Origin of the sequence: Streptomyces sp. NPDC085900, from assembly GCF_044540925.1 — a bacterium.
Lineage (GTDB): Bacteria > Actinomycetota > Actinomycetes > Streptomycetales > Streptomycetaceae > Streptomyces > Streptomyces gilvifuscus.
Genome location: NZ_JBITSP010000008.1, coordinates 1 through 17,532, shown reverse-complemented (window position 1 = coordinate 17,532; position 17,532 = coordinate 1). Strand labels below are relative to the sequence as shown.

Here is a 17,532-nt window from a genome sequence, read left to right as displayed (position 1 = left end):
CCGTGGTCCCACCACCCGTAGGGCCTGCGGCCGTGTCCCCCCGTACCGCTCGGAGTGCTGTCTCATCGATCGAGGCGAGGCATCCGGACGACCGCGGTTCCTCCGTCCAGATCGACCGTGGTCCTGTTCGGCGGAGCTCCGTCATCCTCGTTGTCCGGCATGACCAGCGCCGACCGCCGCTCCTTCAACTCGTTCTGCTTGCCGGGCGAGAGACTCGCGTGCAGCTGCTCGAACCCGGTCGCCGATATCTGCCCCTGCCGTACGCTGTTCCGCCACGGCAGCACGCCGGCCCGGCCCGCGCGCAGCATCAACTGGTCGGCGAACGCCAGCAGCGTCAGGACGACGACCAGCCCGGGCAGAGTCATGAAGAAGACGAATCCCATGACTCAGTATCCGGGCCGCCCCGTGCCGGCGGTCAATCTCCGGCGGCATGAACTCACCCTTCACCGGCTGCTACGGCGCCGGCCGGAACAGCCGCCTGACTGGTCGTGAGTCACGTGACCCCGCCTCTGAGCGCCGCCAATGCTGGTCTGTACCAAAAAAGGCAACAAATATTGACGTTCTCCAACAGCCTGCGTAGGTTCCCGGCGAGCCGATCGAAGAGTCGCGCCGTCATGCCACCGGTGCGTCCACCCCCACTCGTCGAGCGTCGAAGGGACTTTCCATGCACGGTCCGCACGCCACCCATCGGAATGTCATGAGCTCGCCAAGACCAGTCCCGCGGTTCTCCCAAGGCCCAGCGCGCGCACCATGGCGGTGCGTGGCCTCCGCGTTGAGCGCGTTCGTCCTCGCCCTCGGCGTCCTGCTCGGTTTCCCCGCCGCCTCCCAGGCAGCCGGTTCGCTTCCGTGCGACATCTACGCCGCGGCCGGCACCCCGTGCGTGGCCGCGCACAGTGTCACCCGCGCCCTGCTGTCCTCGTACAACGGGCCGCTCTACCAGGTGACTCGCGTCTCCGACGGGGCCACCAGCGACATCGGCCTGCTCGCGCAGGGCGGTTACGCCAACGCGGGGGCGCAGGACGCCTTCTGCGCCAACAGCGGCGGCTGCCGCATCACGAAGATCTACGACCAGAGCGGCCGCCACAACGACCTCACCCCCGGCCCCGCCGGTACCGCCGGCACGGGCGCCGACCGCGGCGCCGACGCCTCCGAGATCTCCGTCAGCGCGGGCGGCCACAAGGTCTACGGCCTGTGGGTCTCGCCCGGCGTCGGCTACCGCTACACCGGTGCCGCCTCCGGCGTCGCCGTCAACGGCCAACCCGAAGGCGCCTACATGGTGGCAAGCGGCACCCATGTCGGCTCCGCCTGCTGCTTCGACTACGGCAACGCCGAAAGCACCCCGGCCGACACCGGCAACGGGCACATGGACGCCGTATCCATCGCCACCACCTGCTACTTCGCCCCCTGCACCGGGACCGGCCCGTGGATCGAGGCGGACCTGGAGAACGGCATGTTCCAGGGCGACAACGGCTCCAACACCGCCAACCTGGGCAACAAGTCGACCTTCGTGACCGCCGTCCTGAAGAACAACGGGCAGACCAGATACGCGCTCAAGGGCGGCAACTCCCAGTCCGGCGGGCTGACGACCTGGTGGGACGGGGCACTGCCCACCCGGGGCGGCTACCAGCCCATGCACCAGGAGGGCGGCATCATCCTGGGCATCGGCGGCGACAACAGCAACTGGAACCGGGGCACGTTCTTCGAGGGCGTCATGGTCTCCGGCTATCCCACCGACGCCGCCGAGAACGCCGTACAGGCCAACATCACCTCCGTCGGCTACAGCGGCGAGACCGACGTACCCAACGGCCCCCAGGGCACCGTCACCGGACCGGGCGGCAAGTGCATGGACGTGGCCGCCGACGACTCGGGCACCGACGGAGCGGCCGTGCAGCTGTGGGACTGCCAGACCTACGCCGAGGACCAGCACTGGACCCACAACCCCGACGGCTCCCTCTCCACCCTCGGGCGTTGCCTGGACATCGAGAACAACGGCACGGCGGCCGGCGCCAAACTCGAACTGTGGGACTGCAACGGCGTCGGCGGGCAGAAGTGGGTGCAGCAGGCGGACGGTTCCCTGCGCAACCCCCAGTCCGGCCGCTGCCTCGACTCCCCCAGCGGCGCCACCGCCAACGGCACTCGCCTGCAGATCTGGGACTGCAACGGCGCCACCGCCCAGAAGTTCTCGGTCAACGGCGGCGGCACCGTCACGGGCCCCGGCGGCAAGTGCGTCGACGTCGCAGCGGATGACACCGGCACCAACGGAGCCGCCGTCCAGCTGTGGGACTGCCAGTCCTACGCCGTGGACCAGCACTGGACCCACGGATCGGACAACTCTCTCTCCACCCTGGACCGTTGCCTGGACATCGTGGGCAACGGCACGGCGAACGGCACCAAGGTGGAACTGTGGGACTGCAACGGCGTCGGCGGGCAGAAGTGGGTCCAGCAGGCCGACGGCTCCCTCCTCAACCCCCAGTCCGGCCGCTGCCTCGACTCCCCCAACGGCGCCACCGCCAACGGCACCCGCCTGCAGATCTGGGACTGCAACGGCGCCACCGCCCAGAAGTTCAGTCTGAGCTGATCCGGACGGAAAGGGCTCGCCGCACGGTGCCGGCGAGCCCGGTGGCCGTGTCCACCGACCCGGTCCGCCGACCCACCCTCGGCGGCCTCCGTTCCCACCCTCGGTGGCCTCAGGCCGCGAAGTCCTCACCTGTCAACAGAAACCACCACGGCGCGCGACATAAAAGCAATGAGCTGATTTATGTGTCGACCCCCGACGGATTGTTACTCGGGGCTGACGCGGATGCATGGCCGAGGGACCCCGGACGGCATCACGGCCGCCGGGCTCACGGAACGTCCATGGAGACACTCCGCGGCAGGAGGAGCGTCGTAATGAGTGATGCCGAACAGGACCGTGCCGGGAGGCTCAGGGAAACCGGTGAAACGGCCAAGGCAGAGGCCACAGCCACCGCCGACCAGGCAAGGCAGTCTGCGGGGCAGATCAAGGAAACCGTCGCGGAACAGGGAAAGGCCGTGGTCGGCGAGGCCCGGCACCAGGCCGGCCGCGCCCTCGACGACCTGCGCAACCGTACGGTCGCGGAGGCCGAGGAACAGGCCCGTCGCGCCGCGGGAGTGCTGCGCCAGTGGTCGGACGACATAGGCGGTCTCGCCGATCACGCGCCGGGCGACTCACCCGCCCGCAGCCTTGCCGCCCAGATCTCCAACAGGGGCCACCGGGCGGCCGGCTATCTCGAGAAGCAGGGTGTCGACGGCGTACTGACCGACCTTCGACACTTCGCCCGCAGGCGGCCCGGCGCGTTCCTGGGAGGCGCTCTGCTCGCGGGTCTCGCGGTCGGGCGACTGGCCAAGGTGGCGGGCAAGTCGGGACAGGCGTCGTCCGGGCAGCAAAGCCTCCCGGCGACGTCGGAGCTTCCGCCGGAGAACGAGACGGCCGCCCCGCCCCTTCCGTCCGCCTCCGTGCCTCAGGCCCCGCCTGTGCCGCCGGCCTCCGCGCCGCAGGTCCCACCGGTGCCGCCGGTACCGCCGGCGGTCTCGCAGGCGCCGGAGCCTTCCGGGCCGCCGCAGGCCCCGCCGCCGGTCCGGCCCTATCCGGAGGTGTGAGATGTCCTCGGTCCCCCCGAGCCCCGCGGAGCGCGGGCAGGACAGGTCGGTGGGCGAACTGCTGTCGGCGGTGACATCCGATGTCCAGACGCTGTTCCGCCAGGAGATCGACCTGGCCAAGGCGGAGGTGCGGCAGGAAACGACCAAGGCGGGCAAGGCGGCCGGGATGTACGGCGGCGCGGGCTTCGCCGGCTACATGGTGCTGCTGTTCCTGTCGCTGGCGGCCGTACTGGGCCTGTCCAACGTCATGGACGGCGGCTGGGCCTCGCTGATCGTCACCGGCGTGTGGGCGATCGTCGCAGCCGTGCTCTACCAACGCGGCCGCACCCAGATGCGCACCGTCTCCCCCACGCCTCAGCAGACCGTCGAAACGATGAAGGAGAACGCCGAATGGGCACGTCACCCGAGCGGATAAGGGCCGACATCGACGCGACTCGCGACCAACTGTCCACGGACGTGGACCAGTTGGCGGACCGGGCCAGTCCCCGTCGCATGGTTCACCGCCGCACCGAACAGGCCAAGGGCACCTTCACGGGCCTTCGGGACCGGGTCATGGGATCCGCCTCGGACACCGCCCAAGGTGTCAGGGGAAACACGCGGTCGGCGGCGGACTCGCTTCAGGACAGCGCCGGACAGGCGACCGACTCGGTGCGTGAGACGGCGGAACAGGCGGGCGATGCCGTACGGCGGGCGCCCGACCAGGTCGTGCGTCAGACCAAGGGAAGCCCGCTGGCGGCGGGACTGATCGCCTTCGGCGTCGGTGTCCTCGCTTCCTCGTTGCTGCCTGCCTCGTCCACGGAGGAAGAGGCGGTCTCGCATCTCATGGAACGCGAGGGAGAGGCGCTGGAGCCGGTCAAGCAGGCCGCCCTGGAATCGGCGCAGCACCTCAAGGAAGGCGCCAAGGAAGCGGCGCAGACCGCCACGGAAGAAGTCAGGTCCACAGCCGCCGACGCAGCACGCACCACCCAGGAGGAGGTACGCGGCCAGGGCACGCAGGTGACCGATCAGGCGCGTGCGTCAGGCCGGCAGATCACCGATGAGGCCCGGCAGCAGCGCTGAGGCGCCACACCGGTCGACCGGCCGGATCCGATCCCGTTGTCCACGCACGATGCACGATGTGTCAGGGCAACGGGACTTCTGTCTGCACCGGAACAGCTGGGCTACCGCTCAATCCGTCAACGTGCCCTGATGGAAGTACATCCGCCAGCCCGTCTCCGTCAGACGCCACAGCGAGCTCCGCCATGCCCGGCGGCCCCGGTTGTCGGCGAAGTACGTCAGGTGGACGACGCCCGGAGCGAGAACGACTCCGGACATGTCACTGACCTCGACCGGAGACTCCGCGGACACCGAACCACCGCTCGTCACCGTGAGGATCGACTCCACGTCCCACCGACGTCCGGAAGCCCCGATCTCGGTGAACTCCGGATCCAGCAGTTCCAGGACGCGCTCCGGCGACGCACGCACCTCGGGATCCAGCATCCGCATCTCCGCGTCGATCGCCGCCTGCACGGCCCGTTCGTTCTCAGTCGTCATGCGGCAACTGTCACCTGCCCGGGGTGCCACCGTCCAAGGTGATACGGGCGGTGATGCGTTTGCCGGCCGGTTCGCGCTCGGCGTCGACGCTTTGCGCGAGGGCCGTCACGATCTCCAGACCGTGCTGCCCCACCCTGTCGGGATCAGCGCCCCGCGCCATGGGCAGCGCCGGCTCCGAATCCCACACCACCACCTCCACCACCGCACCGGTCACCCGCAGGTGCAGCAGTATCGGGCCCGGCGCGTACTTGCAGGCGTTGGTGACCAGCTCGCTCACCACCAACTGCGTCAGGTCCGACACCCTGGCGGAAACCTCCACACCGCGCTCGGCCTGAACGCGGGCAAGGAAGTCCGCCGCCGTATGACGGGCCCGGGCGATGCAGGCGCCGTCCCCGTCCAACGCGAGGGACGTCTGCAGTCCGCGCAGACCGTGTCGCAGGGCAGTACCGTCACGGTCGACTGCCGGCCCTGGGTCCATCACCGTCGCCTCCACTCCCCGTTTCACACTCACGCGTGTACCCGTAGACACGGGCCTGACCCTCTGCCACCCCCGGATGGCCCACCATGTACGGGCCTCACCCGCCGCGTGCGACACAGCATTCTGGCCCAGGCTTTCGCGCCGGCGTCACCGGCATGGACGAGGAAACGCGAGCGTCCTGATACGGGAGCTGCCTGCCGGGAGTGAGCGGTGTGCCGCGGCGACTCGGGGATGGCCGCGGCACCCGCGCATACACACCCCGGGGCGCGCCAGGAGAGTCACGCCCCGGGGGTGAGCATCGAATGCCCCGCCCGCACAGGGCCAGTCTGCGCCGAACGGGGGAAACTCGTTCGTCGTCGCAAACGGCGCCTTCGGTCGCCGTAGCCCGCGCCCCTCCGGTCACCGAGGCATGTAACGACCCAGTTCCCCGGCCTTCTCTCGCAGTCGCGATGCCCAGGTCTCGCCTTCCGGCGGTGCGGACATCCCTGTGGGGACCGACACCTGCACATCATTGAGCGTGCCCTCGGACGGGGCTCCGAGCCGGGCCCAGTCCACCTTGATCCCGGCGCGCTCGGCGAGCGCCAGTGTGGTGGCTGTGAAGCCTTCGGAGAGGGCCAGCATGATGGTGTGGCTCGTTCTTCGGTGCTGAGCCAGAAGGGCCTTGACAAAGATCTCGAAGGCGGCCGGGTCTATCCGGCACTCGTCGTTCTCCATCGGTCCGATCCCCGATGCGAGTCCCAGCTCCGCCTCGAAGACGGACACTTGGCGCAGAAACAGGCGGGACGCTCCATTGGACGGGTTCCACAGAGTCTCGTCGCCGACGTCGAAGTACTGGCTCATCAGGGCACCTTCGGTTGATCATGGCCGGCCAGAGTAACCAGGCGATGTGACACGAAGGCACGGCGGCTTCGACCGTCCGTCGTCATGCCTCCCCCAGGGCTAGTCTGCGTCGAGTGAACGCAGACGATGCGAACCGGCGATGGACACGGTCCATGCCCGAGGCCTACGAACGTCACTTGGTACCGGTCCTCTTCCGCCCCTTCGCCGCCGACCTGGCCGCCCGGGCGGCCGCGCTGCGGCCCAGCACGATCCTCGAGCTCGCCGCCGGAACCGGCGCGCTGACCTCGGCCCTGCTCACCGCCGTGCCCGGGGCGTCGGTGGTGGCGACCGACCTGAATGAAGCGATGGTCACCGCCGGCGCCGCACGTGAGCCGCGTGCGCACTGGCAGCAGGCGGACGCCCAGCAACTCCCGTTCGAGGACGGCAGTTTCGATCTGGTCGTGTGCCAGTTCGGGGTGATGTTCTTCCCCGACAGGCCCGCCGCCTACGCCGAGGTGGGCAGGGTCCTGGCACCGCGGGGGCGGTTCGTGTTCAGCAGTTGGGGCCCACTGGCCGCGCACGGGTTCGACGCCGCCTTCCAGACCGCCCTGGAAGAGTGCCTGCCCGGCGAGGCACCTCCGTTCCTGAGGGAGGTACCTCACGGTTACACCGATCCGGCGCTCGTCGCCTCCGACCTCGCGGCCGCGGGGCTGACCCTGGCCGGCGCCGAGGAGATCACGCTGGAAGGGGTCGCGGAGTCGGCCGCCTCCGTCGCCACCGGCTTCCTCGACGGCACACCGGTCAGCGCCGCCCTGCAGGCCCGTCCGGACGCCCGGAACCTCCGGACGGCCGTGACGAAGAAGATGACGGATCGCCTCGGGCCCGGCCGGGTGACCGCGCCGATGACCGCGACCGTCTACACGGCACAGCATCAGGCCTGAGCCTCCCCGCTCCGGTGGCACGGTCACCGGAGCAGAGCTGCGCGGCTCGGCCGGCGGACGGCCGAAGCGAGGATGCGGACCCTCGTCGCCGCCCTCAAGGTGGTGGGTGGACGTGTACGAGCCCGCCCGCAAGGAGAGCGTCATGGCGAATGACAGGAACAGCCGGGGGAAGAAGGAGCCGGCCAAGGGCGACAAGGTCGCCTGGAGCAGTCACGGCAGCGAGACCAGCGGCACGGTCGAGAAGAAGATCACCAAGCGCACCAAGGCGGCCGGGCGCACCGTCGACGCCACTCCGGAGGAGCCCCAGTACGAGGTCCGCAGCGACAAGTCCGGCCGTACGGCCGTACACAAGCCCTCCGCCCTGAAGAACAAGAAGAAGTAGGCGACGAGCCGACGTGACGGTAGAGGAAGACAAGCTGATGAACTGGGGCCACGACCCACTGGCCGACAGCCGGAAGTAGGCAAGGCGAGCGGCGACTTTCGGCCAGCCATTGTCCAGTACTCAACAGTCGGCCAGGACACGGCTGTTGCGTGCGAGAGATGATCAATAACCTGAGGCGACCGGTTCGTCACAGCCCTCAGGGAGCTCCATGTCCACCGCGCAACAGGTCCCCGACATCCTCTCGCCCGAGTTCGCCGCGAACCCCTACAGCGCCTACCGCGTCATGCGTGAAACGGCTCCGCTGATCTGGCACGAGCCCACCCAGAGCTACATCATCTCGCGCTACGAGGACGTGGAACGCGTCTTCAAGGACAAGAAGAGCGAGTTCACCACCGACAACTACAACTGGCAGATCGAGCCCGTACACGGCAAGACCATCCTCCAGCTCAGCGGACGCGAGCACGCGGTGCGGCGGGCGCTCGTCGCCCCGGCCTTCCGCGGCAGCGACCTGCAGGAGAAGTTCCTGCCCGTCATCGAGCACAACTCCCGTGCTCTGATAGACGCCTTCCGCCACACCGGCTCCGCGGACCTGGTGGCCGACTACGCGACCCGCTTCCCCGTCAACGTGATCGCGGACATGCTGGGCCTCGACAAGGCCGACCACCCGCGCTTCCACCGCTGGTACACCTCGGTCATCGCCTTCCTCGGCAACCTCTCCGGAGACCCCGAGGTGACCGCGGCCGGTGAGCGGACCCGGGTGGAGTTCGCCGAGTACATGTTCCCCATCATCCGGGAGCGCCGCGAGAAGCCCGGCGACGACCTGCTGTCCGCGTTGTGCGCCGCCGAGGTGGACGGTGTGAAGATGAGCGACGAGGACATCAAGGCCTTCTGCAGCCTGCTGCTCGCCGCGGGCGGCGAGACCACCGACAAGGCCATCGCCAGCATCTTCGCGAACTTGTTGCTCCACCCCGACCAGCTGGCGGCCGTCCGCGAGGACCGCAGCCTGATCGCCCGCGCGTTCGCCGAGACGCTGCGCTACACGCCGCCCGTCCACATGATCATGCGGCAGTCGGCGACCGAGGTCGAACTCAGCGGCGGCACCGTCCCGTCCGGCGCGACCGTCACCTGCCTGATCGGCGCCGCCAACCGGGACGAGAGCCGCTACAGCGACCCGGACCGGTTCGACATCTTCCGTGAGGACCTGACCTCGGCGACCGCCTTCTCGGCCGCCGCCGACCACCTCGCCTTCGCGCTCGGCCGGCACTTCTGCGTGGGCGCCCTGCTCGCCAAGGCCGAGGTCGAGATCGGCGTCGGCCAGCTCCTCGACGCCATGCCCGACCTGCGGCTCGCCGAGGGCTACGACCCCGTGGAGCAGGGCGTCTTCACCCGGGGCCCGCAGTCCCTGCCGGTGCGGTTCACGCCGGTGGCCGACTGACCCCTGAGCGAGGCCGGCGGGTGGGCGCCCCACAGCCCACCCCGTGCCACACCCGCCCGGACGCTACTGCACCACCGGGGTGAACTGCACCGGCAGCGAGGTCAGCCCCCGCATCCAGATGGACGGCCGCCAGGTCAGTTCCTCCGGCTCCACCGACAGCACCAGGTCGGGCAGCCGCTCCAGCAGCGTCTCGACCGCCGTACGGGCGATGACGTCGGCCAGCAGCGGGGCCGGGTAGGGGCAGCGGTGCTCGCCGTTGCTGAACGACAGATGCGCGGCGTTCTCCGCCCCGACATAGGAGTCGGGCCAGATCTGCGGGTCGGTGTTGGCCGCGGCCAGCCCGAGCACCAGACAGTCACCGGCCCGGATCTGCCGGCCGCCGAGCTGGGTGTCGCGCACCGCCCAGCGGCCGATGAAGTTCTGTGTCGGCGTGTCCAGCCACAGCACCTCGTTCAGGGCCTCGCCCACGCTGAGCCGACCGCCCGAGACGTTCAGGGCGAAGCGCTCGTCGGTCAGCAGCAGCCTGAGGGTGTTGCAGATCCAGTTGGCCGTCGGCTGCTGGGCGGCGGCGATGACGGAGATCAGGTCCTGGACGATCTCCTCGTCGGTCAGCCCGGCCGGATGCAGCAGCATCCGCGAGGTCACGTCCGGTCCCGGCCTGTCGCGCTTGTCCTTCACCAGCTGCTGGATCCGCGCGCCCACCCGCCCGTACGCGGCCACCGGATCGTCGCCCTCCGCCGCGTCGAGTGAGATCCGCAGGTCCTCCACGAACTGCTGGGTGTCATCGCCGGTCGCCGGCATCCCGCACATCCGCACCGCGGCACGCATCGCCAGGGCGTGCGCGTACGCGCTCATCAGCTCCGCCTGGCCGCTGCCGGCGAAGTCCGAGATGAGTCGGTCGGCGATCTGCTGGCAGTCGCGGGCCAGCTCGAACTGGTCGACGCCCTCCAGCGCCTCCGTGATCACCCCCGCCCGCCGCCGGTGCTCCGCGCCCTCCGTGAACAGCACCGACGGCTGGTATCCGACGAACGGCAGCAGCGGCCAGTCGGCCGGGATGTGCTCCCACTGGTTCCAGCGGCGCGAGTCCCGGGCGAACAGCTCGTCGTGGCTGGTCACGTAGCTGACCTCGGAATAGCCGAGGACCAGCCAGGCGGGTATGTCCCCGTCCAGCAGCACGGGCGCCACCGCGCCGTGGTTCCTGCGCATCTCGCGGTAGAGCTGCGACGGCGTCTGCTGGTACTCCAGACCTGCCAGGCGCACCGCGCCCGCGTGGGCGGGGCAGCCCGCGGGGGCCTCGGGCGGGGAGGAGGATCCGGCGTCGGTCACGGTGTCGTCTCCCGGGTCATGGCCAGTTCGTAGAGATGGTTCACGAGGGTGATCAGCACGTCCTTGCCCGATGTCCTGACGCGCGCGTCGCAGTCGATCAGCGGCACGTGCTCCGGCAGGGCGAGCGCCTGGCGGATCTCGTCCAGGGAGTACCGGGAGGGGTCGTCGTCGAAGCGGTTGACGGCCACGACGAACGGCGTCTTGTGGTGTTCCAGCCGGTCGATGGCGTACCACGAGTCGTCCATCCGTCGCGTGTCGACCAGGACGACCGCCCCGAGCGTGCCGGAGAAGAGCCGGTCCCACAGGAACCAGAAACGCTCCTGGCCCGGAGCGCCGAAGAGGTAGAGGACCATGTGCTCGTTGAGGCTGATGCGCCCGAAGTCGAAGGCCACCGTGGTGGTGGTCTTCGCCGCCACGCCGTGCGTCTCGTCGACGCCGACGCCGGCCTGGGTCATCACCTCCTCGGTGTTGAGCGGCCGGATCTCGCTGACCGAGCGGACCAGGGTCGTCTTGCCGACTCCGAATCCGCCCACGACAACGATCTTCAGGCCGGTCTCGGCAGCGTCGGCCAGGGGCGTTCGCCGGGAAGGCAGCTCAGAGGTTACGGAGCCCATGGAGCACCTCCTTGAGAAGGGCGGAATCGGGGAGCGAGGCGACGGACTGCGCCGCGCGCGGGTGGCGGGCGGTGATGCGGCCCGTGGCGAGCAGGTCGCCGAGCAGGATGCGCACCACGGTGATGGGCAGTCCGAGCTCCGCCGCGATCTCGACGACGGCCGTGGGATGCCGGCACAGATCGAGGATGCGAGCGTGCTCCGACTGCATGCCGGAGGTCGGCTCGCACTCACTGACCACCAGGGTGACCAGGTCGAAGGAGTCGTCCGCGCGGCTGCGTCCGCCCGTGACCGTGTAGAGCCGGTCGGGATCACCGGTGTCCACGGGCTTGCGCGTCACGACGAGGCACTCTCCTGGACGCGCCGGCGTGGCTCGGCCCGCAGGTGCTCGCCGATCTGCTCCACCAGCTCGGTCATCTGGTGGCCGACGACGCCGGGATCGGCGTTCTCCTCGGCGATGACCGCGAGATGCGCTCCCTCGCCGGCCTCCACGATGAACAGCAGGCCGCCGCGGAACTCGGTCATGGAGTGGCGGACGCCGCCGGACCCGTCGCCGAACTCGACGGAGGCCCCCTGGGCGAGGGCCTGGATGCCCGAGCAGATCGCCGCCAGCTGGTCCGCCTGATCGAGCGTCAGGTGCTCGGTCCAGCACAGCTTGAGGCCGTCCCGGGACAGGACGAGGGCGTGGCGCGTGCCGGGGGTGCGCTCCAGAAGGTTCTTCAGGAGCCAGACGAGGCTGTTGTCGGTGGTCTGCATGGTGGGTGTTGGGGCGGTTGTGCCCGGCTGTCCGGTCACCGACCCGTTCCTCCAATCTCACGAAGTCGAGCGGGGACATGTGCGCCAGAGCCCTGGGCGCCGTACGGGGATGGACGTGGGCCTACGCGGTGGGCGGCGGCTCGTCCTCGGGGCGGCTCCCGGAGCCGGCGGTCCCGGTGCCGGACTGGCGGCCGCGGTGGAAGGCGCCGAAGCTCGCGCCCGCGTTGCGCGGTGCGGGGCGTGCGCCCGACTGGTCCTCGTCCCGGGCGGGGGCGTCGGCGCGCGCCCTGCGCTGCTCCCGCTCCTGTTCGGCCTCGGCCATGGTGCGGCCGGGGGCGCGTACGGGCAGGCCGTTCGGCGTGGAGCCCGCGGCGCGCTGGTGTGTCTCGGGTTCGGGGAGCGCCGCCTGCGCGGTGGGCCGCGCCGCGGCAGCGGGCCGCGGCGAGGTGCCGGACCGTTCCGTGACGGCCGCGGGCGCGGGCACCGCGGCGGCAGCAGCGGCCGGGCGCACGGTCTGCGGCGCGGGTTCGCGTTGCTGGGCGAGGAGTTGCAGGGGCAGGAGTACGACGACGCCGGTGCCGCCGCGCGAGGAGGGGCGGTAGTTGACGCTGATGCCGTACTTGACGGCAAGCCGCCCGACCACGGCCAGGCCGAGCCGGGTGCCCTGCAGGGTGGCGAGATCGGTCATCCGCCCCGACACCGCCTCCTCGGCGCGCCGCATGGCCGCGTCGGCCATCTTCAGGCCGCTGTCCTCGATGGTGACGACGATGCCGGCGCTGCGTTCCTCGACGTACACATGGACTTCGTCGATCGGCGGCGAGAAGTTGGCGGCATTGTCCATCAGTTCGGCGAGCAGGTGCATGACGCCTTCGGCGGCGAAGCCGGAGATCGCGGCGGTCGTCGGGCAGTGCAGCCGTACACGCTGGTAGGCGGCGATACGGCCGACCGCGCCGCGCAGGATGCTCTCCATCACGATCGGCTTGTTCCAGGCACGGCTGGCGCGGCCGCCCATGAGCAGAGCCAGCCGGTCGGTCATCAGGCCCAGCTGGGAGGTGCTGTGGTCCAGCTTCAACAGGTCACCGAAGACCTCCTCGCCGTGCCGCTCCTGCATGTCCCGCAGGTCGGCGAGCATGCTGACAGCCTTGGCCTGCACCCGGCTGAGCGCCTTGGCCGAGGCCGCCTGCGCGGCGGCGGCCCGTCGTTCGCTCTGGGCCAGTTCGCGTACGAACGACTCGGCGGGCCGGTACAGCAACGGAAGCCGCGGCCAGTCCAGTTCGGCGAGCACCGTGTCGGCCGAGTTGCCCTCCCGCAGCATGGCGACCGCGGCGGGCAGGGTGTCGGTCGTCAGCCGTTCCAGTTCGGCGGCGCCCGCGTCCAGTTCGCGCCGCACCTGTTGCCGTTCGGCGTCCAGGGCGGCGGCGTGCCGCACGTCCTGCTCCACCATGGAGGCGAACGCGTTGACGATCAGCCGCAGTTGCGGCTCGGAGGGCACCGGCATACCGGTCAGCGCCTCACCGGCGCCCGCTCCGTCCCGCAGCCGCTTGGCGACCGCGGGCAGTGTCACGTTCCCCAGGTGTGCGGCCTCCGCGGACTGCTGCGACAACTGGGCCTTGAGCTGGGCGACTTCGGCGGCCAGCGCCGTCGTGGACCGGCCGGAGCGCCGGAGCAGCAGGGCACTGGAGAGTACGGCGACCGCCACAAGGAGCCAGGCGACCAGGGCCGTTGCGACCGTCCAGGTACGGGCGCCGGCGGGCGCCATCGCAACGGCGGCGCCAGCAGCGGCAGCGCCCACCAGCAGTACGGCCAGAGGTGCGACCGGCACGGCACGGGGCGGCTTGACTGACCCATGCTGACGGGGCGGTGCAGGCACTGACATTCAGCGGTCCTCGGTCCAGGGAACGGGAAACGGGAAAAGGTGGCTTGGCCGACACGCGACGGTTCGGTCCCGAGGACCGAACACCGGCTCATGCTAGTCATTCCTCCGGACCCGGAGATCGGACAAGCTGCATAGTCCGCCCACGATTCGATTTCGTCGCGATCACGTCGCTTCGACGGATCGACGTGATAGAGACCGCTCCGCATGCCGAGCGCCTGACACACCCCAGATGTCCGATGAGGGCACCCACACGAACCCGCCGGTCGGCGACCGAATTCGCCCTTGGGAACGTCTCGTTCACGACAGGAACGTTGGCTTTCGGCCAACTGCGCGCAGAAATCCGCTTCGACAGCTCCAACCTTGCTCATCGACGGCAACCACTCGATCATCCGCCGCGCCATGGAGAACAACATGATGAGCGTGGACCTTCCACTCCACACTCACCACCAGGGGCCGTCGCTGGACTGACGGCCATGGTGCGTGCTCACGTCACCCTGAGTACGACCTTGCCCTGGATGTGCCCTCGGGCGGCGCGCTCGTGTGCCGCCCGGGCGTCCGCGAGGGGGAACGTGCTGTCGATCGCGACGCGGACCATGCCCTTGTCGAGCAGGCGTCCGAGTTCGGCGAGCTGCGCGCCGTCGGAGCGGACCTGCGCGGTCGAGACCGTGACGCCCAGCTTCGCGGTCTCTTCCTCGTCGAAGTCTCCGGGGAAGACGGGGAACAGGGAGCCGCCGCGGGTGAGCGTGCGCAGGAAGCGGCTGCTGTCGGGGCCGCCGACCGTGTCGAGGACGAGATCGAGGTCGTGCACGAGCTCTTCGGGACGCTGCTTGGTGTAGTCGATGAACCGGTCGGCGCCGAGCTCACGGAGGAAGGCCTCGTGCGCGCCCGATGCCACTGCGGTGACATGTGCGCCCTTCCATTTCGCCAGCTGGAGCGCGAGATGCCCGACGCCTCCGGCGGCGCCGTTGACGAGGACCGTGGTGCCGGCGTGGAGGGTCATGGGGCAATGCCGTCCCTTCTGGAAGGGCGAGGGGTGGTCGTGGCCGACCTCGATCAGGAACTGCCAGGCCGTCAGTCCGGCCATGGGTACCGCGGCGGCGTGCACATGGTCGACGCCGGCCGGTTTGTGCGCGAGGTCCGACGCGGGCGCGGCAACGTACTCGGCGTACGCGCTGCCGTCGAAGCTGGGAAAGCGCAGCAGGCCGAAGACCTCGTCCCCGGGGGCGAAGCCGTCGACGTCCGGGGCGACGGCCTCGACGACGCCCGACACGTCCGTGCCCGGGATCACCGGCAGGCTGACCGTCGACTCCGTCTCCCCCGGCATCCGGGTCAGCCCGCCGCGCAGGTACCAGTCGGGGGGATTGACGCCGGCCGCGTGGACGCGAACGAGTACCTCGCCCGGTCCCGGCTCGGGAACCGGTACCTCTTCGTAGCGCAGCACCTCGGGTCCGCCGTGTTCGTGGAGCCGGACGGCCTTCATGGTGTGTGTCGACATCCCAGTCTCTCCTGCCCGCATCGCGAGATAGGCTTTTCCGGATCAGCGATCCACATAAGTGGACCACTGATCCGAATATATGGACCACTGATCCGGATAGCAAGAGGGACAGATGCGGGCCGACGCCAGGAAGAACCGCGACCACCTGCTCGCCGTGGCAGGCAGCGCCATCACCGAGCAAGGCGTCGAGGTGTCCCTGCGCGACATCGCACGCAGGGCCGACGTCGGGCTGGCGACGCTGTTGCGCCACTTCCCCACACGCGAGGCGTTGCTCGACGCACTGCTCCGCACGAGCTTCGAGAAACTCACGGCGAAGGCGGACGGACTCGAGACGTCGAGCTCACCCGAAGACGCCCTCGTCTCATGGCTGCACGAATGCGTCGCCTGGACGACCGAATACCGGGGCGTGACCGAACTGATGGCAGCCGCCATCGACGACCCCGAATCCGCACTCCACGCCGCATGTGTCACCCTGCGCACGGCCGGGGCGCGGCTGCTCACCCGCGCACAGGCAGCGGGCAGGGCGCGCGACGACATCGACGGCGCCGACCTGTTCGCCCTGGTGGCCGCACTCGCCTGGCTCGGCGACCAGCCCTCGCTCGCCCCACGCGCCGATCACCTCTTCGACGTGATCGCGGGCGCGATCCTGACGACCGGATCGTGATCGTCCACGCCTCGCCGCCACCCCGGTTCGACAGCCCTGACCAGGCCTGTTAGCTCGGCGAATCTCACCGATCCCGGTATACGAGATTCACTTGTCCAATATATGAACATCCTCTTGGGGCGAGCGCCTCCTTCTGCCACGATCCCTAGCAAGCAGGTAGGAAAACTAGGGATCCGGGGGTGGGTATGAGAGCGCGCGACCTCGCACAGCTGGCGCTGCCTCTGCTGACCTCGCGGCGTCACATCGACCTCCGCCGTACGTCCAGCGCCATCTGTTGCCCTGTCTGAGGCCGTCCACCACACCGGCCACCCCCAGATCAGCGCACCAGGGCTCGACGCCCCGTCGCTTCGTACGCTCTTTCCCTTCCTTCGCCTGAGAGGACACCTTCGTGTCTGCCGCAAGACCGCTCACCACTCTGCGCACCCTCGCCGTCATCGCGACGCTCCCCCTCCTGCTCACCGCCTGCGGTTACGGCTCGAAGGCAAAGAGCGACGACACCGCCAAGGTCGCCGCCGGCGCGAAGAAGATCGACGGTCTCGACTCGGTCAGGATCGGCTACTTCGGCAACCTGACCCACGCGACCGCGCTGGTGGGCCGTGAGCAGGGCCTGTTCCAGAAGGAACTCGGGGCGACCAAGGCCGAATACGCCACCTTCAACGCGGGTCCCTCGGAGATCGAGGCGCTCAACTCCGGTTCCATCGACATCGGCTGGATCGGCCCCTCGCCGGCGATCAACGGCTACACCAAGTCCAACGGCAAGAGCCTGCGCATCATCGGCGGTTCGGCCTCCGGCGGCGTGAAGCTGGTCGTCAACCCCAAGAAGATCAAGTCGCTCAAGGACGTCAAGGGCAAGAAGATCGCCACGCCCCAGCTGGGCAACACCCAGGACGTCGCCTTCCTCAACTGGGCCGCCGAGCAGGGCTACAAGATCGACCCGCAGAGCGGCAAGGGCGACGTGACCGTCGTACGCACCGACAACAAGATCACCCCGGACGCCTACAAGTCGGGCTCCATCGACGGCGCCTGGGTGCCCGAGCCGACCGCCTCCAAGCTGGTCGCCGAGGGCGGCAAGGTCCTGCTGGACGAGTCCACCCTGTGGCCCGACAAGAAGTTCGTGATCACGAACATCATCGTGTCGCAGAAGTTCCTCAAGGCCCACCCCAAGGCCGTCGAGGCCGTGCTCAAGGCCTCGGTCGAGAGCAACAAGTGGATCAACGCCAACCCGGACGCGGCGAAGACCGCGGCCAACAAGCAGCTGACCGCCGACTCCGGCAAGGCCCTGCCCGCGAACGTCCTCGACCCGGCCTGGTCCTCGATCAGCTTCACCGACGACCCGCTGGCCTCCACGCTCAACACCGAGGCCGCCCACGCCGTCAAGGCCGGACTGCTCACCAAGCCCGACCTGAAGGGCATCTACGACCTCACGCTCCTGAACAAGGTCCTCAAGGCCGAGGGCGAGAGCACGGTCGACGACGCCGGTCTCGGCGTCGGCTGACACAGGTCCGACGAGATCCCAGGAGGTGACGACCATGGCCACGATCACGACGCTCGCCAAGGCCGACGAGTCGGTCGAGCACGCCGCGCGCATCGAGCACGTC

General features: G+C 69.6%; 20 protein-coding genes. 10 read left to right on the top strand and 10 right to left on the bottom strand.

Going from position 1 to position 17,532, the window contains the following annotated elements:
• Positions 1 to 62 precede the first annotated feature (62 nt).
• Entirely contained in the window at positions 63 to 383 is a 321-nt protein-coding gene (locus ACIGDI_RS26470; RefSeq protein WP_399901247.1) for a DUF6191 domain-containing protein, read from the bottom strand.
• Between the two features lie 314 nt (positions 384 to 697).
• Between ACIGDI_RS26470 and ACIGDI_RS26465 the strand changes: the two genes are divergently transcribed.
• The 4 genes from ACIGDI_RS26465 (at position 698) to ACIGDI_RS26450 (ending at position 4,677) form a co-directional block, all read left to right on the top strand.
• Positions 698 to 2,578, top strand: a complete 1,881-nt coding sequence (locus tag ACIGDI_RS26465) for an arabinofuranosidase catalytic domain-containing protein (protein ID WP_399901244.1) — start codon at positions 698 to 700, stop codon at positions 2,576 to 2,578.
• 311 nt (positions 2,579 to 2,889) lie between these two features.
• Entirely contained in the window at positions 2,890 to 3,618 is a 729-nt protein-coding gene (locus ACIGDI_RS26460; protein ID WP_399901241.1) for a hypothetical protein, read from the top strand.
• Position 3,619: 1 nt separating this feature from the next.
• Complete coding sequence (locus ACIGDI_RS26455) at positions 3,620 to 4,033, top strand: phage holin family protein (RefSeq protein WP_399901238.1); 414 nt, start codon at positions 3,620 to 3,622, stop codon at positions 4,031 to 4,033.
• The gene (locus ACIGDI_RS26450) at positions 4,009 to 4,677 is read left to right on the top strand and encodes a DUF3618 domain-containing protein (RefSeq protein WP_399901235.1); all 669 of its coding nucleotides are present in this window, start codon (positions 4,009 to 4,011) and stop codon (positions 4,675 to 4,677) included. Before ACIGDI_RS26455 ends, ACIGDI_RS26450 begins: the two co-directional genes overlap by 25 nt.
• Before the next feature lie 108 nt (positions 4,678 to 4,785).
• Here the strand turns inward: ACIGDI_RS26450 and ACIGDI_RS26445 are convergent, their stop codons facing one another.
• The 3 genes from ACIGDI_RS26445 to ACIGDI_RS26435 all read right to left on the bottom strand — a co-directional run bounded on the left by ACIGDI_RS26445 (position 4,786) and on the right by ACIGDI_RS26435 (position 6,469).
• Positions 4,786 to 5,151: a DUF4440 domain-containing protein gene (locus ACIGDI_RS26445; protein ID WP_399901233.1), complete on the bottom strand. Its 366-nt coding sequence runs from the start codon at positions 5,149 to 5,151 to the stop codon at positions 4,786 to 4,788.
• Between the two features lie 10 nt (positions 5,152 to 5,161).
• The gene (locus ACIGDI_RS26440) at positions 5,162 to 5,629 is read right to left on the bottom strand and encodes an ATP-binding protein (protein ID WP_399902222.1); all 468 of its coding nucleotides are present in this window, start codon (positions 5,627 to 5,629) and stop codon (positions 5,162 to 5,164) included.
• A 399-nt stretch (positions 5,630 to 6,028) separates the two neighbouring features.
• Positions 6,029 to 6,469 (bottom strand): DUF6086 family protein, encoded by a 441-nt coding sequence (locus ACIGDI_RS26435; protein WP_399901230.1) that lies wholly within the window; start codon positions 6,467 to 6,469, stop codon positions 6,029 to 6,031.
• Between the two features lie 152 nt (positions 6,470 to 6,621).
• On the opposite strand from ACIGDI_RS26435, the gene ACIGDI_RS26430 reads away from it, so the two are divergent.
• From ACIGDI_RS26430 to ACIGDI_RS26420, 3 genes are all read left to right on the top strand, one after another.
• The gene (locus ACIGDI_RS26430) at positions 6,622 to 7,389 is read left to right on the top strand and encodes a class I SAM-dependent methyltransferase (protein WP_399901227.1); all 768 of its coding nucleotides are present in this window, start codon (positions 6,622 to 6,624) and stop codon (positions 7,387 to 7,389) included.
• A 142-nt stretch (positions 7,390 to 7,531) separates the two neighbouring features.
• A complete protein-coding gene (locus ACIGDI_RS26425) occupies positions 7,532 to 7,771 on the top strand; it encodes a DUF2945 domain-containing protein (protein ID WP_399901224.1) in 240 nt (79 codons plus the stop codon).
• A 208-nt stretch (positions 7,772 to 7,979) separates the two neighbouring features.
• The gene (locus tag ACIGDI_RS26420; RefSeq protein ID WP_399901221.1) at positions 7,980 to 9,206 is read left to right on the top strand and encodes a cytochrome P450; all 1,227 of its coding nucleotides are present in this window, start codon (positions 7,980 to 7,982) and stop codon (positions 9,204 to 9,206) included.
• Positions 9,207 to 9,269: 63 nt separating this feature from the next.
• Here the strand turns inward: ACIGDI_RS26420 and ACIGDI_RS26415 are convergent, their stop codons facing one another.
• The 6 genes from ACIGDI_RS26415 to ACIGDI_RS26390 all read right to left on the bottom strand — a co-directional run bounded on the left by ACIGDI_RS26415 (position 9,270) and on the right by ACIGDI_RS26390 (position 15,270).
• Complete coding sequence (locus tag ACIGDI_RS26415) at positions 9,270 to 10,532, bottom strand: cytochrome P450 (RefSeq protein ID WP_399901218.1); 1,263 nt, start codon at positions 10,530 to 10,532, stop codon at positions 9,270 to 9,272.
• Positions 10,529 to 11,146 (bottom strand): ATP/GTP-binding protein, encoded by a 618-nt coding sequence (locus ACIGDI_RS26410; RefSeq protein WP_142148424.1) that lies wholly within the window; start codon positions 11,144 to 11,146, stop codon positions 10,529 to 10,531. Before ACIGDI_RS26410 ends, ACIGDI_RS26415 begins: the two co-directional genes overlap by 4 nt.
• Positions 11,127 to 11,483, bottom strand: a complete 357-nt coding sequence (locus ACIGDI_RS26405; protein ID WP_399901215.1) for a DUF742 domain-containing protein — start codon at positions 11,481 to 11,483, stop codon at positions 11,127 to 11,129. The genes ACIGDI_RS26410 and ACIGDI_RS26405 overlap by 20 nt, the downstream gene beginning before the upstream one ends.
• Positions 11,480 to 11,899, bottom strand: coding sequence for a roadblock/LC7 domain-containing protein (locus ACIGDI_RS26400; protein ID WP_399902219.1), 420 nt, complete (start codon positions 11,897 to 11,899; stop codon positions 11,480 to 11,482). Before ACIGDI_RS26400 ends, ACIGDI_RS26405 begins: the two co-directional genes overlap by 4 nt.
• 121 nt (positions 11,900 to 12,020) lie before the next feature.
• A complete protein-coding gene (locus tag ACIGDI_RS26395; RefSeq protein WP_399901213.1) occupies positions 12,021 to 13,775 on the bottom strand; it encodes an ATP-binding protein in 1,755 nt (584 codons plus the stop codon).
• A 484-nt stretch (positions 13,776 to 14,259) separates the two neighbouring features.
• Positions 14,260 to 15,270 (bottom strand): NADP-dependent oxidoreductase, encoded by a 1,011-nt coding sequence (locus ACIGDI_RS26390; RefSeq protein ID WP_399901211.1) that lies wholly within the window; start codon positions 15,268 to 15,270, stop codon positions 14,260 to 14,262.
• A 112-nt stretch (positions 15,271 to 15,382) separates the two neighbouring features.
• Between ACIGDI_RS26390 and ACIGDI_RS26385 the strand changes: the two genes are divergently transcribed.
• The 3 genes from ACIGDI_RS26385 (at position 15,383) to ACIGDI_RS26375 (ending at position 17,429) form a co-directional block, all read left to right on the top strand.
• Positions 15,383 to 15,934 carry a TetR/AcrR family transcriptional regulator gene (locus ACIGDI_RS26385; RefSeq protein ID WP_399901209.1) on the top strand — a complete coding sequence of 184 codons (552 nt, stop codon included), beginning with the start codon at positions 15,383 to 15,385 and terminating at the stop codon, positions 15,932 to 15,934.
• A 185-nt stretch (positions 15,935 to 16,119) separates the two neighbouring features.
• Complete coding sequence (locus ACIGDI_RS26380) at positions 16,120 to 16,221, top strand: putative leader peptide (protein ID WP_399901206.1); 102 nt, start codon at positions 16,120 to 16,122, stop codon at positions 16,219 to 16,221.
• Between the two features lie 101 nt (positions 16,222 to 16,322).
• Positions 16,323 to 17,429 (top strand): aliphatic sulfonate ABC transporter substrate-binding protein, encoded by a 1,107-nt coding sequence (locus tag ACIGDI_RS26375; RefSeq protein WP_399901202.1) that lies wholly within the window; start codon positions 16,323 to 16,325, stop codon positions 17,427 to 17,429.
• Positions 17,430 to 17,532 lie beyond the last annotated feature (103 nt).

Excerpts from the sequence above, each read along its gene's own strand:
- ACIGDI_RS26390 (WP_399901211.1), bottom strand. The coding sequence starts at position 15,270 with ATGTCGACACACACCATGAAGGCCGTCCGGCTCCACGAACACGGCGGA.
- ACIGDI_RS26440 (WP_399902222.1), bottom strand. The coding sequence starts at position 5,629 with ATGGACCCAGGGCCGGCAGTCGACCGTGACGGTACTGCCCTGCGACAC.
- ACIGDI_RS26470 (WP_399901247.1), bottom strand. The coding sequence starts at position 383 with ATGGGATTCGTCTTCTTCATGACTCTGCCCGGGCTGGTCGTCGTCCTG.
- ACIGDI_RS26445 (WP_399901233.1), bottom strand. The coding sequence starts at position 5,151 with ATGACGACTGAGAACGAACGGGCCGTGCAGGCGGCGATCGACGCGGAG.
- ACIGDI_RS26425 (WP_399901224.1), top strand. The coding sequence starts at position 7,532 with ATGGCGAATGACAGGAACAGCCGGGGGAAGAAGGAGCCGGCCAAGGGC.
- ACIGDI_RS26420 (WP_399901221.1), top strand. The coding sequence starts at position 7,980 with ATGTCCACCGCGCAACAGGTCCCCGACATCCTCTCGCCCGAGTTCGCC.
- ACIGDI_RS26380 (WP_399901206.1), top strand. The coding sequence starts at position 16,120 with ATGAGAGCGCGCGACCTCGCACAGCTGGCGCTGCCTCTGCTGACCTCG.
- ACIGDI_RS26450 (WP_399901235.1), top strand. The coding sequence starts at position 4,009 with ATGGGCACGTCACCCGAGCGGATAAGGGCCGACATCGACGCGACTCGC.
- ACIGDI_RS26395 (WP_399901213.1), bottom strand. The coding sequence starts at position 13,775 with ATGTCAGTGCCTGCACCGCCCCGTCAGCATGGGTCAGTCAAGCCGCCC.
- ACIGDI_RS26410 (WP_142148424.1), bottom strand. The coding sequence starts at position 11,146 with ATGGGCTCCGTAACCTCTGAGCTGCCTTCCCGGCGAACGCCCCTGGCC.
- ACIGDI_RS26435 (WP_399901230.1), bottom strand. The coding sequence starts at position 6,469 with ATGAGCCAGTACTTCGACGTCGGCGACGAGACTCTGTGGAACCCGTCC.
- ACIGDI_RS26385 (WP_399901209.1), top strand. The coding sequence starts at position 15,383 with ATGCGGGCCGACGCCAGGAAGAACCGCGACCACCTGCTCGCCGTGGCA.
- ACIGDI_RS26430 (WP_399901227.1), top strand. The coding sequence starts at position 6,622 with ATGCCCGAGGCCTACGAACGTCACTTGGTACCGGTCCTCTTCCGCCCC.
- ACIGDI_RS26400 (WP_399902219.1), bottom strand. The coding sequence starts at position 11,899 with ATGCAGACCACCGACAACAGCCTCGTCTGGCTCCTGAAGAACCTTCTG.
- ACIGDI_RS26460 (WP_399901241.1), top strand. The coding sequence starts at position 2,890 with ATGAGTGATGCCGAACAGGACCGTGCCGGGAGGCTCAGGGAAACCGGT.
- ACIGDI_RS26455 (WP_399901238.1), top strand. The coding sequence starts at position 3,620 with ATGTCCTCGGTCCCCCCGAGCCCCGCGGAGCGCGGGCAGGACAGGTCG.
- ACIGDI_RS26465 (WP_399901244.1), top strand. The coding sequence starts at position 698 with ATGAGCTCGCCAAGACCAGTCCCGCGGTTCTCCCAAGGCCCAGCGCGC.